The following is a 21,703-nucleotide window of genomic DNA, read 5'->3' on the forward strand; positions in this document are numbered from 1 at the left end:
ATGCCGATCGACCTCATCTGCCTGGATGCCGATGACACGCTCTGGCACAATATGCGTTTCTTCGACGAGACGCAGGCGGCCCTTGCGGCGATGCTGGCTCCCTTCGCCGACGAACCCGCCGCCCGTGCCGCGCTGGAAGCGTGCGAGATCCGCAACCTGCCCCATTACGGTTACGGCGCGAAGAGCTTCACGCTGGGCATGATCGAGACCGCGATTGAGCTGGGCGGCGACGCCCTGCCCGTATCGGTGATCGCCGACATTCTCGCCGCCGGCCGCCGCCTGCTCGCCCACCCGGTCGAGCTGCTCGACGGGATCGAGGCGACGCTGGACGCGCTGGCCACCCGTGGCCGGCTGGTACTGGTCACCAAGGGCGACCTCTTCCACCAGGAGGCCAAGCTCGCCGCGTCGGGCCTGGGCGAGCGGTTCGCGGGGGTCGAGATCGTCAGCGACAAGACGACCGAAACGTTCCAGCGGCTCTTCGCCCGTTACGGCGTTTCGCCGGAAGAAGCGGTGATGGCCGGCGACTCGATGCGCTCCGACATCCTGCCGGCTTTGGCGGCGGGCGCCTGGGCCGCCTACATCCCGCAACCGCTCGCCTGGAGCCACGAGCAGGCAGAGCGTCCCGCCGCCCACTCCCGGTTTCGCCAGATGGCCGCCTTGGCCGAACTCCCCGACTGGATCGATGCGATCGCCCGCGGCGACACCAATCCTTAGGGTCGGCCAGCTACGTCGCTTGCCGATGAAGGCGACCGAACCACTGGAATTGCACCATAGCTGGCCGATCATGGCGGCGGCGCAGCGCTTCGACGCCGGCATGATCCACGATCCGGCCCCGCTCGCCGACGACCCCTCCACCGACCGGCTCGCCGCCCGCGGCATCGGTCGCTGGTCGTGCGAGCTGGCCGATGCCCGGATCACATGGTCGGGCAGCGTCTACGACCTGTTCGGCCTGCCGCGTGACGTCGCCATCGATCGCGCCACCTCGCTCGGCCTCTACGAAGAGGGATCGCGCCGCGATGGAACGGCTGCGCGGCTACGCCATCCGGCATCGGCGCGGCTTCACCATCGACGTCGAATTGCGTACCCCTGCGTCGGGAGCGCGCTGGATGCGGCTGATCGGTGCGCCGGTCTGCGTCGAGGGGCGCGTCGTCCGTCTCGAAGGCTTGAAGCAGGACATCGGCTGCCGGTATCGCTGATCGCGCCGGCGGCACTCGCCCCTGCCCGGCATCAGGAGGGACGATGCGCTATTTCGAGGATGTCGAGGTCGGCCAGCGCGCCAGCTTCGGCCACTATGCCGTCGACCGCGACGAGGTGATCGACTTCGCTCGCCGATACGATCCCCAGCCATTCCATCTGTCCGAAGAGGCAGCGGCGGCAACCCATTTCGGGCGGCTGTCGGCCAGCGGATGGCACACCTGCGCAATGACCATGGCGATGATCGTCGCCGACCTGCGCGATCGGGAGGAAGCCGGGCTCGGCTCGCCCGGCATCGACGAGCTTCGCTGGCTCAGGCCGGTCTATCCGGGCGACACGTTACGATGCGAGGCCGAGGTCGTGGAAAAGCGCGCGTCGAACAGCCGCCCGGAGATGGGTTTCTACAAGAGCCGGATGAGCGTCTTCAATCAGAACGATATCGCGGTGATGAGCTTCCTCTCCACCGTGATGATCGCTACCCGGCCGAACCGCTGATCGGCCACGCGGCCGGACCGGCGCCGACGGCGTCTCCCCCAATGGCTGAACGAGACGTCGTCACGGCGATTACCGCGATGCGCTAACGATCGCTTGGACGCCGCCCGCCGCCGCGCCCGCCGAACGGCCGGTCGGTTCGTAGCGCGCGGGTACCGGCGCCCGGATTCGCCTGCCGCACTTCCCGATTCTCGCGCCGCGTATCGCGATAGTCGCGGCGGGTGTCCTGCCGAAACTCGCGACGCGCATCGCGCCGGCCGTCGCGGAACTGATCACGGTCGATCGTGCCGTTGCGATAGGCCTGGCGGTTGTCGCGCAGATCGCCGCGATAGTCGCGTTGCTCACGTCGCACGTCGCGGCGGAAGTCCGCCCAGTTGTCGCGGATCTGCCCGTTGCCGCGATAACTGCCGCGGCGGCCTTCCCAGTATCGCCGCTGGCCGTCGTTCCAGCGATACCGCTGGCGGTTGCGGTCGTACACGTAGCTGCCGGTGCCCGGATAATAATAATCGTTGTACCAGCCAAAATAGCTGGGCGCGTAGCCATAGCCACCGAAGCCGCCATAACCCGGGTAGCCACCGGCATAGCCATAGCCATAGCCGTCGTCGTAATAGCCGCCATTGCCGACGCCGACGTTGAGTCCGCTATAGCCATAGCCATCGGTGCATCCGGCCGTCGCAAGGCCGAGACCGACGAACAATCCGGTCAATCCGATCTTCTTCAGAAACATGGAACCTCTCCTACTTCGAGGCTCGCGGCAGGGACGCGCCGCTCGTGAGGGTCAAACGAGCATCGTTCGTCGCTTGTTCCGCACGTGAAAAGGGCGGCGCCACGGCACCGCCCCCTTCCGTTCCATGATGCGGGCCGGCGCAGCGCCGGCCTGCGATCAATGCTTCACGTCGCGCCACACGTTCTGGTACGCGCCCCACGCCAGGAAGCAGAAGATCGCGATGAAGATCACCGAGGCGAAACCGGCCGCGTGGCGTGCTTCGAGCTTCGGCTCCGCGGTCCAGGTCAGGAACGCCGACACGTCCTTGGCCATCTGGTCGTGGGTCGCCGCGGTCCCGTCCGAATAGGTGACCTGTCCGTCGGACGTCAGCGGCGGTGGCATCGCGATGTTCAGGTTCGCGAAATACGGGTTGTAGTGCAGGCCTTCCGGCGTCTTCGCGCCCGGGAACTTCTCGACCAGTTCGGCCGGCTGCGCACGGTAACCATCCTTGCCGACCAGCGAGAAGACGTAGTTCGACCCGTCGTGACGCGCCTTGGTGATCAGCGACAGGTCGGGCGGCAGCGCGTTGTTGTTCGCGGCCCGGGCGGCGACCTCGTTGGCGAACGGCGACGGGAAACGATCCGACGCCACGTTCTTGCGCGTCGTCGCCTCGCCGGTATCCGGATTCACCGACGGCTGCTCGATCACCCACTGGGTTGCGATCGCCTTCACCTCGGCTTCGGAATAGCCGATCTCTTCCAGGTCGCGGAACGACACGTATTTCAGGCTGTGGCAGGCCGCACAGACCTCCTTGTACACCTGAAAGCCGCGCTGAACCTGCCGGCGGTCGAACTTGCCGAAGAAGCCCGCCGACGAGAGGCCCGCATCGCGCGGATGCAGGTGGAACTCGTGCTCCGCCGATTCGGCGGCGGGGTTCTGGATCGCCTCCTTGGCGGTGAAGAACAGCGCGATCGCCAGCACGCCCACGAAGGCGAGGCCGATCAGCGTCGAGATTGCGCGAACCATGTCCGTGTCTGTCCTTACGTTCTCAGTTCGACGCCAAGGCGGTCTGGGCCGGGCTGGTGCCGCCATGCTTCGCCAGCACCGCCTCGGTGATCGAGCCGGGCAGCGGCCGCGGCCGCTCCGACCGGGAAACCCAGGGCAGGATGATGAGGAAGTGCGCGAAGTAATAGGCCGTGGCGATCTGGCCCATGATCACGTTGCGGGCGTTCGCCTCCGCGCCGCCGACATAGCCGAGCAGCAGGACATCGAACAGCAGCACGATCAGGAAGCCGCGATACTTCGGCCGGTAGTTGGCCGAGCGGACCGGCGACGTGTCCAGCCATGGCAGGAAGAACAGCAGCAGGATCGATCCGAACATCGCCAGCACGCCCCACAGCTTGGCCGGCAGGATGAAATCCGCGGTGAAGCTCTTCAGGATGGCGTAGAATGGCAGGAAATACCATTCGGGCACGATGTGCGCCGGCGTCGAGAGCGGATTGGCCTCGATGTAATTGTCCGGATGGCCCAGCAGGTTCGGGCTGAAGAACAGCAGCAGCGCGAACAGCAGCAGGAACGCGCCCAGTCCCACCGCATCCTTGGCGGTGTAATAGGGGTGGAACGGCACCGTGTCCTGCTCGCCCTTCACGTCCACGCCGGTCGGGTTGTTCGACCCCGGGATGTGCAGCGCCCAGATGTGCAGGATGATGACGCCCGCCGTCACGAACGGCAGCAGATAGTGGAGCGAGAAGAAGCGGTTCAGCGCGGCGTTGTCCGGCGCGTAGCCGCCCAGCAGCCAGATGCGGATCGTCTCGCCGACCAGCGGGATGGCCGAGAAGAAGCCGGTGATGACCTGCGCGCCCCAGAAGCTCATCTGCCCCCATGGCAGAACATAGCCCATGAACGCGGTCGCCATCATCAGCAGGAAGATGACGACGCCCAGCAGCCAGACCATCTCCCGCGGCGCCTTGTACGACCCGTAATACAGGCCGCGGCTGATATGGATGTACACCACCAGCAGGAACATCGACGCGCCGTTCGCGTGCGCGTAGCGCAGGAACCAGCCCGCGTTCACGTCGCGCATGATCCCCTCGACCGAACCGAAGGCGACGCCGGCATTGGCGGCATAGTGCATCGCTAGCACGATGCCGGTGATGATCTGGATGCCCAGCGCCGCGCCGGCGAGCACGCCGAAGTTCCAGAAATAGTTCAGATTCCGCGGCACCGGATAACCGGCGCCGACGGCGTTGTAGACGAGGCGCGGGACGGGAAGCTTCTCGTCCAGCCACCGCATCAGCGGCTGCTTCGGCTCATAATGCTTGGCCCAGGGAAAGCTCATCAGCGGCTACCTCAACCCACCGTCACGACGGTGTCGGAATTGAACGTGTATTCGGGAACGTGCAGGTTCAGCGGCGCCGGCCCCTGGCGGATGCGCGCCGCGGTGTCGTAAGCGGAACCGTGGCACGGGCAGAAATAGCCGCCGAACGGCCCCTTGTTCTCGCCCTCGCCCGCGCCCAGCGGCACGCAGCCCAGATGGGTGCACACGCCCAGCGTGATCAGCCAGTTCTCCTTGCCGGGCTTGGTCCGCTCGGCCAGCGTTTCCGGATCGCGCAGCTCGCTCAGCGGCACCTTGTTCGCCTCCGCGATCTCCGCGGGCGTCAGGTTGCGCACGAACAGCGGCTGCTTGCGGAACGACGACTTGATCGCCTGTCCCGGCGCGATCTTGGAGATGTCGATCTCGGTCGACGACTGCGCCAGCACGTCGGCCGACGGATTCATCTGGTTCACCAGCGGCAGCACGATCGCGACCGCGCCCACCCCTGCGAAGGATACGGCAGCGATGTTGATGAAGTCGCGGCGACGCGGATCGTGCACCTCTTCTTGCAGGATCGCCGGGTCCTCGCCCGGGGGAAGCTGATCTTCGACAGTCGCCATTCACCTAAACCCTTGCCCTGAACCCGGGGATGCCGACGCGAGGAAAAAGCACGCGCCCGCCGGCCGGATGCCGTCCCCACGGCTGGCCTCGGGAGCCCTGTTAGCCGCGAGGGGTCCGATTTGCCAACAGCATTTTGGCAACCGGTCGCACGGACGATACATGCACGTCCATGCGCATCGCCCTGTACCAGCCCGACATCGCCGGCAATGTCGGCACGATCCTCCGCACCGCCGCGTGCCTCGGCGCGGGCGTCGACCTGATCGAGCCGATGGGCTTTCCCTTCGGTGACCGCGCGCTGGCCCGTGCCGGGATGGACTATGCCGCTGCGGTCGAGGTCGCGCGCCACGCCGACTGGGACGCCTTCACGGCGCAGGTCGCGGGGCGCATCGTGCTCCTCACCTCGACCGGCGCCGTCGACCTTCCCGATGCGTCGTTCCGGGCGGACGACGTCCTGCTCCTGGGATCGGAGGGGGCCGGCGTTCCCACTTCCGTCCATGCCCGCGCCGACCTGCGCGTCCGCATCCCGATGCGGCCGGGCTTCCGATCGCTGAACGTCGCGGTCTCCGCCGGCATCGTCCTGGCGGAGGCACTGCGCCAGACCGGCTGGCCCTCCCCTCCTGCTCCCGCATTTGCTAGCGCGCGTCCATGATCGAGCATGACGACCAGCAACGCGCCGCCCGAACCTGGTTCGAAGGCTTGCGCGACCGCATCTGCGCCGCGTTCGAGGCGATCGAGCGCGAGGCGGGATCGGATGCCGCGTTCGACTATGTGGCCTGGGACCGCGCCGACCCGTCCGGACAGCCCGGCGGGGGCGGCGTCCGCGGGGTCATGAAGGGCCGCGTGTTCGAGAAGGTGGGCGTCAACGTTTCCACCGTCGCCGGCAGGTTCGAGGGCGATTTCGCCCGCACCATCAACGGCGCCGCCGACGACCCGCGCTTCTTCGCCACCGGCATCAGCCTGGTCGCGCACATGGCCAACCCGCACGTGCCGGCGGTCCACATGAACACCCGCTTCCTCGTCACGACGAAGCGGTGGTTCGGCGGCGGTGCCGACCTGAACCCGCCCCTGCCGGTCGCATCGGATACCGAGGATTTCCACGACACCCTGCGCACCGCGTGCGAGGCGCATCCGGGGCCGGGCGACTATCCGCGCTATCGCCAGTGGGCCGACGATTACTTCTACATCCCCCACCGCGGCGTCCATCGCGGCGTCGGCGGCATCTTCTACGACCATCTGGAAGGCGACTTCGACGCCAACTTCGCCTTCACCCGCGCGGTCGGGGAGGCGTTCCTCGACGTCTATCCCCGCATCGTCCGCCGCCGCATGGACGACGCCTTCACCCCGGCCGACGTGGCGACGATGCGCGCGTGGCGCGGTCGCTATGCCGAGTTCAACCTCGTCTACGATCGCGGCACGCTGTTCGGGCTGAAGACCGGCGGCAATGTCGATGCGATCCTGATGAGCCTGCCGCCGCTGGCGAGCTGGGAGTGACCATGGCCGGCCTCACCGCCATTCCCGATACCGACGTGGCGACGGTGGTCACCACCCTCGAAATGCGCGCCCGCCCGCCGCTGCGGCCGATGCCGCCCGCCCCGTTCCGGCTGGTCCGCTGGGCGGAGCCGGCGCCGGCGCGGTACCGGGCGCTGTTCACCCGCGTCGGCGCGCCGTGGCTGTGGTTCTCGCGGCTGGTGATGGCGGATGCGGCGCTGGTCGCGATCGTCCACGATCCCGCCGTCCACGTCTTCGCCGCCGTCGACCAGGCGGGGATCGAGGTCGGGATGCTCGAACTCGATTTCCGCCGGCCCGGCGAGTGCGAGCTGTCCTATGTCGGCCTGATCCCCGAGTTGGCTGGCAAGGGGCATGGCCGGTGGCTGATGGCGGAGGCGCTCGCCCGCGCCTGGGCGAAGGGGATCTCGCGGGTGTGGGTGCATACCTGCACGCTCGACCATCCCGCCGCGCTCGGCTTCTATCGTCGCCATGGTTTCGTCGCGATCGGGCGGACGGTGGAAACCTTCGCCGATCCCCGCGTCCTCGGCATCCTGCCGCCCGGCACCGCGCCCCGGATACCGCTGCTGGCGCCGGTTCAGCCGGCGCCTGCCTCCTCCTCCCCGGTCGCCGCGACATAGAGCTGCGCGGTGAACGCCGCGGCGACCACGGTGAACGCCGTCGTCACCGCCGCACCCGCCGCCGCCGCCACGAATGCCGCCACCGGCACGCCGTTCGCGCCCAGGATCAGGCGCAGCATCAGCCCGACGATCGACTGGATGGCCAGCGTCGGGATCAGCACGACGACCCCGAACAGGATCATCAGCCCGATGACGCGGAACGTCATGCCCCTGGTCAGCTGCACCGAGCGCATCAGCGCGCCGACGCCACGCCGCTCGTTCAGCACCACCGGGTTCAACAGGATCAGCCGCGCCGCCACGATCAGGATCACGACCAGCAGCACCAGCGAGTACAGCCCCACGAAGCCGCCGACCCCCGCCGGCATCGTCTGCATCGCGGCGCGGTTGGTCAGGTTCACGCCCGCCTTCAGCAGCGCGAAGGCCACCGGCAGCATCGCCAGCGCGAAGATCACGCCCAGCAACAGGAGCACGCCCACCGCCGGCAACAGCCGCTGCGTCGCCTGTCGCCCGGCATCGGCCCGCGTCGTCGCCGGATGCGTCGCCACCGCCAGCATCGCCAGCTGGCCCCATACATTGGCGACCAGCACCGCCAGCGCCACCACCATGGTCAGCACGGCGACCGTCGGCGATCCCGGCGTCGCGAAGGCGGTCAGCGCGTTGTTGACGATCGCCGGCAGGAAGATCGCGGTCGCCGCGATCGGTCCCAATATGCCCGCGCGCCCGCGCAGCACCTCGACCGTCCGGTCCCACACCGCGCCCATCCTGACGCCGCCCGATCCTGCCATGTGATTCCCTCCCTGCCCTGATCCGTCGATCCTGCGATAGCCGAGGGGCGGGCCGGACGCCAACTGTCGCCGCAACCCCCTCCCTCCGGTTGCGCCGGCGTGCGCCAGCCGCCAGATGACCGGACATGATCGACCCGCTTCGCCCAGATCCCTCGCCCGAGTGGCGCGTCGCGCCGGGCCTGACCCCCTATGACCAGGCGCTGGCGATCATGGAGGCGCGCGCGGCCGGGGTCGCGGCCGGGACCGATCGCGAGCTGATCTGGCTGCTCGAGCATCCGCCGGTCTATACCGCGGGCACCAGCGCCGATCCCGCCGAGCTCGTCGATGCACGCTTCCCGGTCGTTCCTGCCGGGCGCGGCGGGCGCTACACCTATCACGGGCCGGGCCAGCGCGTCGGCTATCTGGTACTCGACCTGAACAGGCGCGGTCGCGACGTGCGCTGCTTCGTCCATGCGCTGGAAGGCTGGGTGATCGCCGCGCTCGACCGGCTGGGCGTGGCGGCGTTCCGCGCGCCCGGCCGGGTCGGCATCTGGACGCACGACCGGGCCGGGAACGAGGCGAAGGTGGGCGCGATCGGCGTGCGGGTACGCCGCTGGGTGACGCTACACGGCTTCTCGGTCAACATCGCGCCCGATCTGTCGCATTTCGGCGGAATCGTCCCCTGCGGACTGCCCGATTTTCCGGTTACGAGCCTGTCGGCATTGGGAAATCCGTCGAGCATGGCAACTTTCGACGCTGCCCTGGCGTTGACGCTGCCAGGGTTCCTCCAAACTCTTTCTTGTCCTGTACAAAACGAGACTTGAGGGCCCCGCGTTATCCGGTTAACGTCCACGACGATTTGGGTTTCAAAGGGCGATCGATAGCCTGCCAAATCCTCTATACTAGGGAGCTTCCAATGCGTGCAATCATCTCCAAGGTTCTGACCGGTTCGCTGATCGCCGGCGCGGCACTGGCCGTTGCGGCCTGCGGTCCGAAGACCGAAACCACCGCCGACAACACGATGGTCACCGACATGAACACCACCGAGGGCATGGACACCATGACCGACAACATGACTGCCGTCGACGGCACCATGAACGGTGGCATGATGGCCAACGACACGATGATGGCGAACGACACGATGATGTCGAACGACACGATGATGTCCAACAACATGATGTAATCCCTTAGGGATTACTCGTGACGAAGGGGCCGTCCGGGCGACCGGGCGGCCCCTTTTTCGTGCGTGCCTGTCGTTGCCGGCGATGACGTTCGTTACGGCTGCGACCGGCGGTTGGGCGCATGCGATTAACGGTTTGGCTTCGCCGCATGCCGAAATCGGCTGCACAGGCCGGGGAAATGCTTTAGATTCCGTCCAGAAGAAGTTCCCTCGGGGAGGACGGGTCAAGTGATTAGCGTGGGTAAGTGGGCGGCGGGGGCCGCGATCGTACTGGGCATGGCGGTGGCGGCTGGCCCCGCCTCGGCGCAGTTCTTCCTTCAGCATCATGATTATGCGGGTGAGCCGGTTCAGGGCGACGAGCCCGGCATCACCCAGATACTGCCGGGCGCCACGCCGGAAGAGCGGCGGGCCAGCCTGGTCTGGACGATGCGCTCCGCGCTCAACGTCGCGGCGCTCCAGTGCCAGTTCGAACCGACATTGCTGACCGTCGGCAACTACAATGCCGCGCTGCTCGACCACAAGGACGAGCTGAAGGCGACGTGGGACACGCTGAACAAATATTTCATCCGCAACGCCAAGACCAAGCGGGAGGGGCTGGCCGCGCTCGATCAGTACGGCACCCGCACCTATTCCAGCTTCGCCACGGTCGCGTCGCAATATGGCTTCTGCCGCACTGCCGGATCGATCGGCCGCGACGCGCTGTTCGCGCCGCGGGGCAAGCTGGGCGACGTCGCGATTGCCCGCATGCGCGAACTCCGCAACAGCCTGGTGCCTTACGGCGAGCAGCGCTTTGCCCGCTACATCAACGCCACGCCCGTCACGCTGCCGCGCCTCGATCCGATCTGCTGGAACAAGAAGGGCGAGTGGGTCGTCAAGAAGTGCGGCGCCATCTCTTGGGGCCCCGACGCCACGCAGGTCGCCGCAGCTCGCTGACCGCACGCGCTGCCCCCTTCGCCGGAAGGGGGCGGTTCGGTCGCGCCGTGCCGGCAGCGAACCGCTCCTGGTCGACCCTGCAAAGGCAGGACCTCTTGCGCCAGCCACCCGGCACATGGCCGCCCGACCATATACACACCGTCAGCCCGAACCCGATCCGGGTATCGCGCGCTCCCCCGCCGCTATCGCAATCCCAGCATCTTGTGCGTCTGCAACGACAGCCGCCACCGCGGCCGTGCCATCACCAGGTCGATGCACGCCTGCTCGTGCGCGCCACCGGACCCCGCCTCGTCCAGCGGCTGGAGCAGCAGGTTGGCGAAGTCCCAGCTCTCCACCGCCGCCGGATCGATGCCGCTCTGCGGCCATACCAGCTTCAGCTCGTCGCCCTGCCGCTGGACCACCTCGCTTCCCGCCTTCGGGCTGATGCACACCCAGTCGATGCCCGGATGCGCCGCGATCGTGCCGTTGCTTTCGATCGCGATTATGAACCCCTCGGCATGCAGCGCCGCGACCAGCGCGTCGTCCACCTGCAGCATCGGCTCGCCCCCGGTCAGCACCACGAAGCGGCGCTCGCGATCGGTGCCCCAGAAGCCTGCCACCGCCGCGACCAGCGCCGCGGCATCGGCGAACCGGCCGCCGCCCAGCCCGTCGATCCCGACGAAATCGGTATCGCAGAACCGGCACACCGCGGTCGCCCGGTCCTGTTCGCGGCCCGACCACAGGTTGCATCCGGCGAAGCGGACGAACACCGCCCGCCGCCCGGCCTGCACCCCCTCACCCTGCAGGGTCAGGAACATCTCCTTGACGGCATAGCTCATCGTGCGTGGCTCAGGGGCGCACGGCGTAGGCCGTCGGATCCGCCACGCCGGCCTCGTCGAAGCCCTTGGCGCGCAGCCGGCAACTGTCGCACAGGCCGCAGTGCAGCCCGCCGGGCGCCGGATCGTAGCACGACCAGCTCAGCCCCAGGTCCAGCCTCAGCCGCGTTCCCTCGCGCACGATATCGGCCTTGGTCATGTGCTGGAGCGGCGCGTGGATATGGAACGGCTGGCCCTCCACCCCCGCCTTGGTCGCGAGTTCGGCAAGCCCCTCGAACGCGGCGATGAACTCGGGCCGGCAATCGGGATAGCCGGAATAATCCAGCGCGTTCACCCCGATGAACAGGTCGCGCCCGCCCGCCGCCTCGGCCCAGCCGAGCGCCAGCGACAGGAAGATCGTGTTGCGCGCCGGCACGTAGGTGACGGGGATGCCGCCGTCCTCCGCGGTGCCGAGGCCGTCCTTGGGCACGTCGATATCCGCGGTCAGCGCCGATCCGCCGAACGCCGACAGGTCCATCGGCATGACGACGTGGCGCTCGGCGCCCAGCGCATGCGCCACGCGCCGCGCCGCGGCCAGCTCGACATGGTGCCGCTGGTTATAGTCGATCGACAGGGCGAGCAGGCGGTACCCCGCTTCCCGCGCACGGGCGGCGGCGACCATCGAGTCGAGCCCGCCCGAGAGCAGCGCGACCGCAGGATTCTTGGGTGTCATGATGCGCCGCGCGCTAGTGCAACCGCGCCCAAAAAGAAAGGGCCGCGATCGCTCGCGGCCCCGAAGGAATATGGTGGGCCATGGGCCCATCAAGGGAGATAAACGTGCCGGTTCAGAGCACGGGAGTCGTCATGCGCCGCTTAACCTTACCAAAAGGTTAAGGAATCTGACCTGATCGGTCGAGCCGTGGCGGACGGGGGACGGACGGGCCGCCCCGCCCCGTCACGCCGCCGGCTCCAGCGTCTCCGCCACCACCGGGAACATGGTCGAGCAAAAGGCGCAGTCGACCTGGATCAGCCCGGCATCGTCGGCCATCTCGCGCCGCTCCTCGACCCCGAACTTGGCCAGCACGCCCAGGATGTGCTCCGGCGTGCAGCGGCACCCGCGCGACAGCGGGATGGACGCGAGCACGCGCACCTCGCTCTCCTCGTTGAACAGCCGCCACACCAGCGTCTCCAGCGGCAGCGCGGCATCGGCCAGCTCGTCGGCACCCATCGTCTGGCCGAGCGCCGCGACATGCTCCCATTCGGGGTGGTCCAGCTTGGTATGCAGCCGCTCGCGCCCGTCCTCGCCTTCGGGCAGATGCTGGAGCAGCAGCCCGCCCGCGACCGCGATACGCCCGTCCGCATCCCGCCCGAACCCGACCCTGACCAGCGTCGGGATCTGCTCCGACTGGACGAAATAGCTCTGCGCCGCCGCCGCCAGCGTGTCTCCGTCCAGCGGCACGATCCCCTGGTACCGCTCGCCCGTCGTCGCCAGGTCGAACGTGATCGCCAGATATCCCTGCCCGAACAACGCGAACAGCGTGGGCTGCTCGGGCGCCTCGGCCAGCCGGTCGGCATCGTACTGGATGTACCCGCGCACCTCGCCGCCGCGATAGTCGCAGACCAGCAGCTGGACGACGCCGGCCTCGGTCCGGGTCTGCATCGTCAGCTGCCCCGCCTCGTCCTTCAGCGTCGATCCGATCAGCGCGCACAGCGCCAGCGCCTCGGCCAGCAGCGCCTCGATCGCGGGCGGATAGTTGTGGGCGGACAGCACCGCCCGCATCGACGCGCCCAGCCGCACCACCCGCCCGCGCGCATGGCGATCGGGGATGGTGAAGCCCAGCGCACGATCGATGTCGGCGGCGATTGGGGTCGGGTCGGTCATGGTCAGGTCTCCGGCGCGATCCTCCTCGTCACCCCGGCAGGAACCGGGGTCTTTCGCGACATCATGAAAACGGTGCGGCGAGAGATGCCAGCCTGTGCTGGCATGACGGGAGGCGATGGACGCTATTTGGGAACCGGCCGATCCCCGATCAACCGATCTGCCCGAAGCACCAGCGCAGCACGCTCTTCTGCGCATGCAGCCGGTTCTCTGCCTCCGGCCAGATCAGCGACTGCGGTCCGTCGATCACCTCCGCCGTCACCTCCTCGCCCCGGTGCGCGGGCAGGCAGTGGAGGAACTTCGCATCGGGCTTGGCCAGCGCCATGAAGCTGCTGTCGACCTGATACGGGCCCAGCGCCTTCAGCTTGGCGTCGGCATGGTCCTGCCCCATCGAGATCCAGGTGTCGGTGACGACGATGTCGGCATCCTCCACCGCCTCGCGCGGGTCGGCGACGACGCGCGCGCGGCCGGACGCACGTACGATCGCCTCCTCCTCGGGATGGAAGCCCGGCGGGCAGGCGGCGACCACGTCGAACTGCATCAGCCCCGCCGCCTCGACGATCGAGGCCAGCACGTTGTTGCCGTCGCCCAGCCACGCCACCTTCAGTCCGGGCAGCGCCTTGCCGCTCTCGATGATGGTCAGCAGGTCGGCCATGATCTGGCACGGGTGCGACGTGTCGGTCAGCCCGTTGATGACCGGGACGGTCGCGTAATGCGCCATCTCCTCCAGCTTGGCATGCTCGTCGGTGCGGATCATGATCGCATCGACATAGCCGGACAGGACGCGCGCGGTGTCCGCCACGCTCTCGCCGCGGCCCAGCTGCATCGTGCCGCCGTCCAGCACGATAGACGTGCCGCCCAGCTGCCGGATCGCCATGTCGAACGACACGCGCGTACGGGTCGAGTTCTTCTCGAACACGCAGGCCAGCACATGGCCGGCCAGCGGCGCGTCGGCATCGACCCGCCCCCTCGGCCAGCCGGCGCGCGCCGCCTTGCGGTCCAGCGCATCGGCCAGCATCGCGGCGACGCCATCGCCGCCCGCATCGGTCAGGTTCAGGAAATGACGCATCATCCGTTCCTTCCAGATCCTCCTCCCGCCGGGAGGGGGGCTCCGATCAGTCGTCCGCGACCGGCACGTACACCCGCGCCGCCTCGGACAGTTTCTGGGTGAATTCCGCCACATGGCTCTCGTCGATCACCAGTGGCGGCAGGATGCGCACGACATTGTCGCCCGCCGCCACCGTCAGCAGCCCGTGATGGTCGCGGCAATGCGCCACGAAGCGGCGGCTGTCGCTCTTCAGCTTCAGCCCCAGCATCAGCCCGCGCCCGCGCACCTCGTGGAACAGGTGATCGTGGTTGGGGATCATCTGTTCCAGCGACTGGCGCAGCCGGTCACCCATCGCGGTCACGTTGTCCAGGAACCCGTCCGCCAGCATCACGTCCAGCACCGCCTCGCCGGCCGCCATCGCCAGCGGGTTACCGCCATAGGTCGATCCGTGCGTGCCCGCGACCATGCCCTTGGCCGCCCGTTCGGTCGCCAGGCAGGCGCCCAGCGGAAAGCCGCCGCCGATGCCCTTGGCCACCGCCATGATGTCGGGCGCGATGCCCAGATGCTCGTGCGCGAACATCCGGCCGGTGCGCCCGTATCCGCACTGCACTTCGTCGAACACCAGCATCAGGCCCAGCTCGTCGCACCTGGCGCGCAGCCCCTTCAGGAACGCGTCGGACCCCACCATCAATCCGCCCTCGCCCTGGATCGGCTCGACCAGGAACCCCGCGGTCTCATCGTCGACCAGCGCCAGCGCGGCTTCCAGGTCGTTGAACGGCGCATATCTGAACCCGGGCAGCAGCGGCTCGAACCCGTCGCGCATCTTGGCCTGATTGGTCGCCGAGATCGTGCCCAGCGTCCGCCCGTGGAACGCGTTGTTGAACGTGATCAGCGTGTTGCGCTGCGGATTGCCCTCGGCATAATGGAAGCGGCGCGCGGTCTTGATCGCGCATTCCACCGCCTCGGCACCCGAATTGGTGAAGAACACCGTGTCGGCGAACGTCGTATCGACCAGCCGCTCAGCCAGATGCTCGCCCTGCGGGCTGCCATACAGGTTCGATACGTGCATCAGCGTCGCCGCCTGATCGGCGATCGCCTTCACCAGATGCGGATGGCCATGGCCCAGCGCGTTGACGGCGATGCCGCTGGCGAAGTCGAGATACTGCTGCCCGTCCTCGCCATACAGATAGACACCCTCCCCTCGGACCGGACGCACCCCGCACCGTGGGTAGACGGGCATGAGCGGCGTGATGGTCACGGTAGAGCCTCCTCCAAACGAGAAAGGGCGGCCCGTGTCAGGCCGCCCGGACCGCCTGATACCGGCACCGGGGGCCCAGCGTCAATGTCAGCGCAGCACCGCCATCGTATCCGCCACCCGCACGTCGTGCATCATGCCCAGATACGCCTCGAAATACGGCTTGTGCGACGCGCCGACGATCGCCAGCGTCCGCGCACCCGGCCGCCGCGCCATGACGCTGCGGATATTGGCGACCATGCGCAGGTTGCGCGTCTCCCACCAGCCGACATAGCGGCGGCCATATTCCCCGGCCCCGCGATCCTTCAGCGCCGCACCGAAATCGCTGTCGAAGACGATCCGGCCGGCCGTTGGCGCATTGTAGCTGCGGTACAGCGCCATCGTCCCCGCCGGCGTCCCCAGCTTCGCCGACAGCGCCTCGTCGGCCTGGCGCCGGGCGGTCAATGCCGGGTTCTGCCAGATCCGGTTCAGCGCCTCGCCGAATTTCGGATCGTCGCCGACCTCGTCGTCGGCGGTATGATCGTCGGCCGGCCAGACGCGGTCGAGCCCCAGCCGCGCGGCCAGCGGCGCGGCGATCAGATAATCCTCGTTGTTGCGCACCTCGACCCTGGCCAGCCGGTCGGCCAGCGGCTGGGTCAGCCCGTCGCCCGTACGCCGCTCCGCCGGCGGCAGCCTCAGCCATTGTACCAGCGCCGAGGTGCCGTCCCCCGCCGCCAGCATCACCGCCGCCAGCCGCCGCCGCTGGGCCGGCGTCGCCCTCGGCGGCAGCGCCGCGAGCAGGCGTTCCATCTCGATCGTCGCGGCCGGCATGTCGAGACCGGTGGCCAGCCGCGCCGGCGTCTCGTCCCAGCAATAGGTCTTGGCGGCATCGGGATGCAGCGGGGCGTAGCGGCGCAGATACTCGCACTCAGCGCCGGACAGGCTTTCGGTCGTGATGAACTGCGGCTTCCATGCCGCCAGCCGGTCGAGCAGCGGCGCTAGGTCCACCGGCCGGAAACTGGCCGGCAGGCCCGACAGGTGCGCCGTGCCCAGCACCAGCACCTCCCCGGCCGCCTCGCCCTTCAGCGCACCGGGATCGAACCGCTGCGCCGCCGCCGACGCGAACGCCAGCACGCCTGCCGCCGCGATGCCCGTCATCAAGCCCGCCGCCATTCGAAACCACCGCATCGCACACCCCCCTTGATCGCCTGATTGACCGGCGGTATCGCTGCCGTGTATTATTATGTCAACACACTGAGGAACCGCCATGGCTGCCCCCTCTCCCTGGACGCATCACCGCCGCGCAGATGTGGCCGACGATATCGATTTCGAGATCAAGGGTCAGGAACTCCAGTTCGTCGAGATCGAGCTCGATCCGGGCGAGAGCGCCGTGGCGGAGGCCGGGGCGATGGTGTGGAAGGATGCCGCCATCCAGATGACCACCGTCTTCGGCGACGGCTCAAGCGATCAGGGCGGTGGCTTCATGGGCAAGCTGCTCGGCGCGGGGAAGCGGCTGGTGACGGGCGAAAGCCTGTTCACCACGGTCTTCACCCATCATGGCCACGGCAAGGCGCGCGTCGCCTTCGCCTCGCCCACGCCCGGCTCGATCCTGCCGCTCAACCTGCGCGATCTGGGCGGCACGCTGATCTGCCAGAAGGATTCCTTCCTCGCCGCCGCCAGGGGCGTGTCGATCGGCGTCCATTTCCAGCGCAAGGTGATGACCGGGCTGTTCGGTGGAGAGGGCTTCATCATGCAGCGGCTGGACGGCGACGGCTGGGTCTTCGTCCAGATGGGCGGCACCGTGGTCGAACGTCGGCTCGCTCCCGGCGAGGAACTCCATGTCGATACCGGCTGCCTCGCCGCGCTCACCCCCGACGTCGATTTCGATCTCGTCACCGTCGGCGGGATCCGAACCATGTTCGGCGGCGGCGAAGGTGTCTTCTTCGCCCGCCTGCGCGGCCCCGGCCGCGTCTGGATCCAGTCGCTGCCCTTCTCCCGTCTGGCCGGCCGGATGATGGCGGCGGCAGGCAGCCGTGGCGGCCAGAACCGTGGCGAGGGATCGGCGCTGGGCGGCCTCGGCGACTTCATCGGCGGCAACGACTGACATCGTTCAAGCAACCGCTGCATTCCAACTGCGTGCTCCTGCGCAAGCAGGAGCCCAGGGCCACGAGCCCGACCGGCATTGTTCGACCAATCGCGGGTTCGCCGAAGCGCAGGCCGAAGCGGACTTGCGCGCACATCGCACCCGGGCCAGGGACGACGGAAAGGCGCGTCGCCCGCATGTCCTACACTACCCCATCCGGGGTAAGGATCGGCGATGCGCCAGGCGTCCCATCCCGCCCCGATCGCTCCCGCCCGCTTGCGACAGCTTTCCTGTCACAACCTTCGCACGACTTGCGACAGGAAAGCTGTCGCAACTTACCCGGTAGCCACCATCTCGCCGCACGTCTCACATCTTCGTCGCAAGCCGTTGATCGCGTTACCGGACGCACGTCGCCGCGGCCCGGCCCGCACCCCGGCCCGAACCCGTCGCAATCCACAACTTCCTCAACATTCGCGCCGCCGCATCCCCGTGCAGGACGGCGACCGGGCGGCTGCGTCAGGCGTCCAGCGCTTCCTCGTCCAGCCGCGCTGCATTCTCTTGGATGAAGGCAAAGCGATGCGCCGGGTTGGTCCCCATCAGCCGGTCGACCAGATCCTTCACCCCTGCCCGCTCCTCATATTCCTGCGGCAGGGTGATGCGGATCATCGACCGCGTTTTCGGGTCCATCGTCGTCTCGCGCAGCTGGATCGGGTTCATCTCGCCCAGCCCCTTGAACCGCGCCACCTCGACCTTCTTGCCCCGAAACGCCGTCCGCTCCAGCTCGGCCCGGTGCGCGTCGTCGCGCGCGTACAGGCTCTTCGCGCCGACAGTCAGCCGGTACAGCGGCGGCTGGGCCAGATACAGGTGCCCGCGCCGGACCAGGTCGGGCATCTCCTGGAAGAAGAACGTCATCAGCAGCGTCGCGATATGCGCGCCGTCGACATCGGCGTCGGTCATGATCACGATCCGCTCGTACCGCAGCGCGTCGGGCTGGCATTCCTTGCGCGTGCCGCAGCCCAGCGCCTGGATCAGGTCGGCGATCTCCTGATTGGCGACGATCTTGGCAGAGGTGGCGGAGGCGACGTTCAGGATCTTGCCGCGGATCGGCAGGATCGCCTGCGTCTTGCGGTCGCGCGCCTGCTTGGCGCTGCCGCCGGCCGAATCGCCCTCGACGATGAACAGCTCGGTACCCGCGGGCGAATCGGCGGCGCAATCGGTCAGCTTGCCGGGCAGGCGCAGCTTGCGCGCGCTGGTCGCGGTCTTGCGCTTCACCTCGCGTTCGGCCTTGCGCCGCAGCCGCTCGTCCATCCGGTCGAGGACATAGCCGAGCAGCGCCTTGCCGCGCTCCATGTTGTGGCTCAGCCAATGGTCGAAATGGTCGCGCATCGCCTTCTCGACCAGCCCGGCCGCCTCGGGGCTGGTCAGCCGATCCTTGGTCTGGCTCTGGAACTGCGGCTCGCGGATGAAGACGGACAGCATCAGTTCGCTGCCGACCATCACGTCGTCGGCGCTGATCTCCTTGGCCTTTTTGTTGTTCACCAGCTCGCCGAACTGGCGCAGGCCACGGACCAGCGCCTGGCGCAGCCCCTGTTCATGGGTGCCGCCATCGGGCGTCGGGATGGTGTTGCAGTACCAGCTATAGCTGCCGTCGCTCCACAGCGGCCAGGCGACGGCCCACTCCACCCTGCCCTGATCGCCCGGAAAATCCTGTCTCCCCGCGAAGCACTCCGCCGTCGCGCATTCGCGGCCGGCGATCTGCTCCTTCAGGTGGTCGGCCAGCCCGCCCGGAAACTGGAACACCGCCTCGCCCGGCGTGTCGCCCTCCACCAGCGACGGGTCGCAGTGCCAGCGGATCTCGACGCCCGCGAACAGATACGCCTTCGATCGCGCCAGCCGGTACAGCCGAGCCGGCTTGAACGACAGCTCGGGCCCGAAGATCTCGGTGTCGGGCGTGAACGCCACCGACGTGCCGCGCCGGTTCGGTGCCGCGCCGACATGCTCCAGCGGTCCCAGCGTCTGCCCGCGCGCGAAGCGCTGGCGATACAGTTGCCGGTCGCGCGCCACCTCGACCACCGTGTCCGACGACAGCGCGTTCACCACCGACACGCCCACGCCGTGCAAGCCGCCCGACGTCGCATAGGCTTTCCCCGCGAACTTGCCGCCCGAATGCAGCGTCGACAGGATCACCTCCAGCGCCGACTTGTCCGGGAACTTGGGATGCGGGTCGACCGGGATGCCGCGGCCGTTGTCGACGATGGTCAGCCGGTTGCCGGGTTCCAGCGTCACCTCGATCCGGGTGGCGTGGCCGGCGACGGCCTCGTCCATCGCATTGTCCAGCACCTCGGCGGCCAGATGGTGCAGTGCGCGTTCGTCGGTGCCCCCGACATACATGCCGGGGCGGCGGCGGACGGGCTCCAGCCCCTCCAGCACCTCGATCGACGAGGCGTCGTATGCGGTGGTCGGCGTCTGCGACGCCGCGAACAGGTCGGATGACATGGCCGCATCATGGAACAAAACGGCGCCATGCGCCAGCATCGGGCAACGGTCGTGGCTGTGGCCGAAGAGACACATGCAGGTGGCAAAGCGCAGCGGGGAGGATATTTCGGCGCCGCTCTCCCGTTTCTGCGCACACCTGCATCAATCTCGGAGAACCCATGCGTACGATCATGCTCGCCGGCGCGGCCTTCGCTGCCGTCACTGCCGCTCCCGCTCTGGCGCAGGAGACGACTGCGGACGCTCCTTTCTCGGGCATCTATGTCGGTGCGGCCGGCGGCTATGACGTCCAGTCGAACGATGTTGGCTCGCGCATCCTGTTCGACCGCAATCTCGACGGCAACTTCAACGACAGCGTCCTGACCGGCGCCGGCGGCAATGCGTTCGCGCCCGGCTTCTGCAACGGCGCCGCCCGCACCCAGCTGGCGCCCCAGAACGGCGGATCGTGCCGCAACGACAAGGACGGCTGGGCCTATTACGGCCGCGTCGGCATGGACGCACAGCGCGGCAACATCGTCGTCGGCGCGGTCGGCGAATTCGGCAAGTCCGAGATCACCGACAACGTCACCGCCTTCTCCGGCACGCCCGCCAGCTACGTCATGTACCGCAACGTGAAGTGGGAAAGCTCGATCCGCGGCCGTGCCGGCTACGCCGTCGACACGACGCTGTTCTACGGCACGTTCGGCGCCGGCTATGCCCGGATCGACCGCGCCTTCCGCTCGTCGCAGTCGACCAACACCTTCGACGGCACCGGCAAGCGCAACCAGTGGGGTATCCTGGGCGGCGGCGGCATCGAGCAGAAGCTCGGCCGCAACATCTCGTTCGGCATGGAATACATGTTCCACCAGTACCAGGACAACGACTACCGCGTCCGTGTCACAGGTCCGGCCGGCACCCCCTTCACCAATGCGGCGAACGGCGGCACCACGGCGGGCACCGACTTCCGCCGCTCGGACGACAAGTTCCGCTGGCACTCGATCCGCGCCACCGCGGCGTTCCGCTTCTGAGGCGGCGGGTGGGCCCTAGCAGGGTCCACCCCAGCCCGGCCTGCGACGCAGCGCGCCGAATCCGAAAACGAGGACACCCGCCGGGAGCGATCCCGGCGGGTGTCTCTTTATCGATCGAAAGCCGCGTTCAGCGGACCCGCGGGCCACCGAAAGGCAATGGCGGCGGCGGCCGACGATCGCGCCGGGGCAGCTGCGCCTGATACGCGTGGCCGCAGTGATCGACGCAGTACGGGAAGCCGGGATTGACCTTCTCGCCGCAGAAATGAAAGTCCGGCTCCCCCGGATGACCCAACGGCCATTTGCAGATGCGGTCATTCAGGTCGAGCAGGCTCGTCTTGCCGGCGATCTCCGGCGCCGGCTTGGCCGGCACCAGCCGCCGCGGCGGGGCCGGCGCGATCGGCGGCTGCTGCTCGCCGGGAGCCTGGCGCAGAAACCCGCCCGGCCCGACAGATCGCAGGATCGGCTGTGGCGCCTTCACCGCCACGGGTGCCGCCTCGACGGCGACCTCGTCCTCTTCCTCGTCGATCTCCTCGACCGGCTCGGGCGCGGGCGTTGCCGGTGCCGCCTCGACGACGGGCTCGGGCGCCGCAGGCGCTTCCACGGCCGCGGCCGGCTCGCTGGTCTTCACCGGCGAGGGACGCGCCTGAAGGCCCAGGCGGTGCGCCTTGCCGATCACCGCGTTGCGGCTGACGCCGTCGCCCAGTGCGTCGGCGATCTGGCTGGCGGTCTGCCCGGCCTCCCACATCGTCTTGAGCGTGTGGATCCGCTCGTCGGTCCAGGACATCGTACTTCCTCGCAAAGACACCCGATCAAAGGCCCGGATTGCAGCCAGCGT

24 protein-coding genes are annotated in these 21,703 nt (G+C 68.3%); 11 read left to right on the top strand and 13 right to left on the bottom strand.

Features of this window, described 5'->3' with window-relative positions:
- From ABC319_RS06435 to ABC319_RS06445, 3 genes are all read left to right on the top strand, one after another.
- Entirely contained in the window at positions 1–714 is a 714-nt protein-coding gene (locus ABC319_RS06435; protein WP_413069428.1) for an HAD family hydrolase, read from the top strand.
- Positions 715–1,016: 302 nt separating this feature from the next.
- Positions 1,017–1,196: a hypothetical protein gene (locus ABC319_RS06440; protein ID WP_413069429.1), complete on the top strand. Its 180-nt coding sequence runs from the start codon at positions 1,017–1,019 to the stop codon at positions 1,194–1,196.
- Positions 1,197–1,239: 43 nt separating this feature from the next.
- Positions 1,240–1,689, top strand: a complete 450-nt coding sequence (locus ABC319_RS06445; protein WP_413069430.1) for a MaoC family dehydratase — start codon at positions 1,240–1,242, stop codon at positions 1,687–1,689.
- A gap of 82 nt (positions 1,690–1,771) precedes the next feature.
- Here the strand turns inward: ABC319_RS06445 and ABC319_RS06450 are convergent, their stop codons facing one another.
- From ABC319_RS06450 to petA, 4 genes are all read right to left on the bottom strand, one after another.
- Entirely contained in the window at positions 1,772–2,413 is a 642-nt protein-coding gene (locus ABC319_RS06450) for a hypothetical protein (RefSeq protein WP_413069431.1), read from the bottom strand.
- 156 nt (positions 2,414–2,569) lie between these two features.
- Positions 2,570–3,418, bottom strand: coding sequence for a cytochrome c1 (locus ABC319_RS06455; protein ID WP_413069432.1), 849 nt, complete (start codon positions 3,416–3,418; stop codon positions 2,570–2,572).
- Positions 3,419–3,440: 22 nt separating this feature from the next.
- Positions 3,441–4,730, bottom strand: a complete 1,290-nt coding sequence (locus ABC319_RS06460; RefSeq protein ID WP_413069433.1) for a cytochrome b — start codon at positions 4,728–4,730, stop codon at positions 3,441–3,443.
- A gap of 11 nt (positions 4,731–4,741) precedes the next feature.
- Positions 4,742–5,326: a ubiquinol-cytochrome c reductase iron-sulfur subunit gene (gene petA, locus ABC319_RS06465; RefSeq protein WP_413069434.1), complete on the bottom strand. Its 585-nt coding sequence runs from the start codon at positions 5,324–5,326 to the stop codon at positions 4,742–4,744.
- 170 nt (positions 5,327–5,496) lie between these two features.
- Between petA and ABC319_RS06470 the strand changes: the two genes are divergently transcribed.
- The 3 genes from ABC319_RS06470 to ABC319_RS06480 are packed head-to-tail and all read left to right on the top strand — an operon-like array spanning position 5,497 to position 7,453.
- A complete protein-coding gene (locus ABC319_RS06470; protein ID WP_413069435.1) occupies positions 5,497–5,976 on the top strand; it encodes a tRNA (cytidine(34)-2'-O)-methyltransferase in 480 nt (159 codons plus the stop codon).
- A complete protein-coding gene (gene hemF / locus ABC319_RS06475; protein WP_413069436.1) occupies positions 5,973–6,818 on the top strand; it encodes an oxygen-dependent coproporphyrinogen oxidase in 846 nt (281 codons plus the stop codon). The genes ABC319_RS06470 and hemF overlap by 4 nt, the downstream gene beginning before the upstream one ends.
- A gap of 2 nt (positions 6,819–6,820) precedes the next feature.
- Entirely contained in the window at positions 6,821–7,453 is a 633-nt protein-coding gene (locus ABC319_RS06480) for a GNAT family N-acetyltransferase (RefSeq protein WP_413069437.1), read from the top strand.
- Here the strand turns inward: ABC319_RS06480 and ABC319_RS06485 are convergent.
- Positions 7,411–8,238 (bottom strand): DUF7847 domain-containing protein, encoded by an 828-nt coding sequence (locus ABC319_RS06485; RefSeq protein WP_413069438.1) that lies wholly within the window; start codon positions 8,236–8,238, stop codon positions 7,411–7,413. The genes ABC319_RS06480 and ABC319_RS06485 overlap by 43 nt on opposite strands.
- Positions 8,239–8,363: 125 nt before the next feature.
- Here ABC319_RS06485 and lipB point away from each other — a divergent pair, with 125 nt between their 5' ends.
- The 3 genes from lipB (at position 8,364) to ABC319_RS06500 (ending at position 10,330) form a co-directional block, all read left to right on the top strand.
- Entirely contained in the window at positions 8,364–9,041 is a 678-nt protein-coding gene (lipB, locus tag ABC319_RS06490) for a lipoyl(octanoyl) transferase LipB (protein ID WP_413069439.1), read from the top strand.
- Positions 9,042–9,133: 92 nt separating this feature from the next.
- Complete coding sequence (locus ABC319_RS06495; protein WP_413069440.1) at positions 9,134–9,400, top strand: hypothetical protein; 267 nt, start codon at positions 9,134–9,136, stop codon at positions 9,398–9,400.
- Positions 9,401–9,628: 228 nt separating this feature from the next.
- Positions 9,629–10,330, top strand: coding sequence for a hypothetical protein (locus ABC319_RS06500; RefSeq protein WP_413071632.1), 702 nt, complete (start codon positions 9,629–9,631; stop codon positions 10,328–10,330).
- Positions 10,331–10,512: 182 nt separating this feature from the next.
- Here the strand turns inward: ABC319_RS06500 and queE are convergent, their stop codons facing one another.
- From queE to ABC319_RS06530, 6 genes are all read right to left on the bottom strand, one after another.
- Complete coding sequence (gene queE, locus ABC319_RS06505) at positions 10,513–11,148, bottom strand: 7-carboxy-7-deazaguanine synthase (RefSeq protein ID WP_413069441.1); 636 nt, start codon at positions 11,146–11,148, stop codon at positions 10,513–10,515.
- A gap of 10 nt (positions 11,149–11,158) precedes the next feature.
- Positions 11,159–11,857, bottom strand: coding sequence for a 7-cyano-7-deazaguanine synthase QueC (queC, locus tag ABC319_RS06510; RefSeq protein ID WP_413069442.1), 699 nt, complete (start codon positions 11,855–11,857; stop codon positions 11,159–11,161).
- A 222-nt stretch (positions 11,858–12,079) separates the two neighbouring features.
- The gene (hslO, locus tag ABC319_RS06515) at positions 12,080–13,006 is read right to left on the bottom strand and encodes an Hsp33 family molecular chaperone HslO (protein ID WP_413069443.1); all 927 of its coding nucleotides are present in this window, start codon (positions 13,004–13,006) and stop codon (positions 12,080–12,082) included.
- A gap of 148 nt (positions 13,007–13,154) precedes the next feature.
- Entirely contained in the window at positions 13,155–14,072 is a 918-nt protein-coding gene (argF, locus tag ABC319_RS06520) for an ornithine carbamoyltransferase (protein WP_413069444.1), read from the bottom strand.
- A gap of 46 nt (positions 14,073–14,118) precedes the next feature.
- Entirely contained in the window at positions 14,119–15,309 is a 1,191-nt protein-coding gene (locus tag ABC319_RS06525; RefSeq protein ID WP_413069445.1) for an aspartate aminotransferase family protein, read from the bottom strand.
- 87 nt (positions 15,310–15,396) lie between these two features.
- Positions 15,397–16,473, bottom strand: a complete 1,077-nt coding sequence (locus ABC319_RS06530; protein ID WP_413069446.1) for a DUF5694 domain-containing protein — start codon at positions 16,471–16,473, stop codon at positions 15,397–15,399.
- A 79-nt stretch (positions 16,474–16,552) separates the two neighbouring features.
- Between ABC319_RS06530 and ABC319_RS06535 the strand changes: the two genes are divergently transcribed.
- Positions 16,553–17,389: a TIGR00266 family protein gene (locus ABC319_RS06535; RefSeq protein WP_413069447.1), complete on the top strand. Its 837-nt coding sequence runs from the start codon at positions 16,553–16,555 to the stop codon at positions 17,387–17,389.
- Positions 17,390–17,884: 495 nt separating this feature from the next.
- Here ABC319_RS06535 and parE read toward each other — a convergent pair whose 3' ends face one another.
- Entirely contained in the window at positions 17,885–19,864 is a 1,980-nt protein-coding gene (gene parE, locus ABC319_RS06540) for a DNA topoisomerase IV subunit B (RefSeq protein WP_413069448.1), read from the bottom strand.
- A gap of 158 nt (positions 19,865–20,022) precedes the next feature.
- Between parE and ABC319_RS06545 the strand changes: the two genes are divergently transcribed.
- Complete coding sequence (locus ABC319_RS06545; protein ID WP_413069449.1) at positions 20,023–20,868, top strand: outer membrane protein; 846 nt, start codon at positions 20,023–20,025, stop codon at positions 20,866–20,868.
- Between the two features lie 127 nt (positions 20,869–20,995).
- Here ABC319_RS06545 and ABC319_RS06550 read toward each other — a convergent pair whose 3' ends face one another.
- Positions 20,996–21,652 carry a GcrA family cell cycle regulator gene (locus tag ABC319_RS06550; RefSeq protein WP_413069450.1) on the bottom strand — a complete coding sequence of 219 codons (657 nt, stop codon included), beginning with the start codon at positions 21,650–21,652 and terminating at the stop codon, positions 20,996–20,998.
- Positions 21,653–21,703 lie beyond the last annotated feature (51 nt).

The sequence above is a fragment of the Sphingomonas phoenicis genome (assembly GCF_047238005.1).
In the GTDB taxonomy this organism is placed as follows: domain Bacteria; phylum Pseudomonadota; class Alphaproteobacteria; order Sphingomonadales; family Sphingomonadaceae; genus Sphingomonas.

Excerpts from the sequence above, each read along its gene's own strand:
- ABC319_RS06435 (WP_413069428.1), top strand. The coding sequence starts at position 1 with ATGCCGATCGACCTCATCTGCCTGGATGCCGATGACACGCTCTGGCAC.
- ABC319_RS06440 (WP_413069429.1), top strand. The coding sequence starts at position 1,017 with ATGGAACGGCTGCGCGGCTACGCCATCCGGCATCGGCGCGGCTTCACC.
- ABC319_RS06445 (WP_413069430.1), top strand. The coding sequence starts at position 1,240 with ATGCGCTATTTCGAGGATGTCGAGGTCGGCCAGCGCGCCAGCTTCGGC.
- ABC319_RS06450 (WP_413069431.1), bottom strand. The coding sequence starts at position 2,413 with ATGTTTCTGAAGAAGATCGGATTGACCGGATTGTTCGTCGGTCTCGGC.
- ABC319_RS06455 (WP_413069432.1), bottom strand. The coding sequence starts at position 3,418 with ATGGTTCGCGCAATCTCGACGCTGATCGGCCTCGCCTTCGTGGGCGTG.
- ABC319_RS06460 (WP_413069433.1), bottom strand. The coding sequence starts at position 4,730 with ATGAGCTTTCCCTGGGCCAAGCATTATGAGCCGAAGCAGCCGCTGATG.
- petA (WP_413069434.1), bottom strand. The coding sequence starts at position 5,326 with ATGGCGACTGTCGAAGATCAGCTTCCCCCGGGCGAGGACCCGGCGATC.
- ABC319_RS06470 (WP_413069435.1), top strand. The coding sequence starts at position 5,497 with ATGCGCATCGCCCTGTACCAGCCCGACATCGCCGGCAATGTCGGCACG.
- hemF (WP_413069436.1), top strand. The coding sequence starts at position 5,973 with ATGATCGAGCATGACGACCAGCAACGCGCCGCCCGAACCTGGTTCGAA.
- ABC319_RS06480 (WP_413069437.1), top strand. The coding sequence starts at position 6,821 with ATGGCCGGCCTCACCGCCATTCCCGATACCGACGTGGCGACGGTGGTC.
- ABC319_RS06485 (WP_413069438.1), bottom strand. The coding sequence starts at position 8,238 with ATGGCAGGATCGGGCGGCGTCAGGATGGGCGCGGTGTGGGACCGGACG.
- lipB (WP_413069439.1), top strand. The coding sequence starts at position 8,364 with ATGATCGACCCGCTTCGCCCAGATCCCTCGCCCGAGTGGCGCGTCGCG.
- ABC319_RS06495 (WP_413069440.1), top strand. The coding sequence starts at position 9,134 with ATGCGTGCAATCATCTCCAAGGTTCTGACCGGTTCGCTGATCGCCGGC.
- queE (WP_413069441.1), bottom strand. The coding sequence starts at position 11,148 with ATGAGCTATGCCGTCAAGGAGATGTTCCTGACCCTGCAGGGTGAGGGG.
- queC (WP_413069442.1), bottom strand. The coding sequence starts at position 11,857 with ATGACACCCAAGAATCCTGCGGTCGCGCTGCTCTCGGGCGGGCTCGAC.
- hslO (WP_413069443.1), bottom strand. The coding sequence starts at position 13,006 with ATGACCGACCCGACCCCAATCGCCGCCGACATCGATCGTGCGCTGGGC.
- argF (WP_413069444.1), bottom strand. The coding sequence starts at position 14,072 with ATGCGTCATTTCCTGAACCTGACCGATGCGGGCGGCGATGGCGTCGCC.
- ABC319_RS06530 (WP_413069446.1), bottom strand. The coding sequence starts at position 16,473 with ATGCGGTGGTTTCGAATGGCGGCGGGCTTGATGACGGGCATCGCGGCG.
- ABC319_RS06535 (WP_413069447.1), top strand. The coding sequence starts at position 16,553 with ATGGCTGCCCCCTCTCCCTGGACGCATCACCGCCGCGCAGATGTGGCC.
- parE (WP_413069448.1), bottom strand. The coding sequence starts at position 19,864 with ATGTCATCCGACCTGTTCGCGGCGTCGCAGACGCCGACCACCGCATAC.
- ABC319_RS06545 (WP_413069449.1), top strand. The coding sequence starts at position 20,023 with ATGCGTACGATCATGCTCGCCGGCGCGGCCTTCGCTGCCGTCACTGCC.
- ABC319_RS06550 (WP_413069450.1), bottom strand. The coding sequence starts at position 21,652 with ATGTCCTGGACCGACGAGCGGATCCACACGCTCAAGACGATGTGGGAG.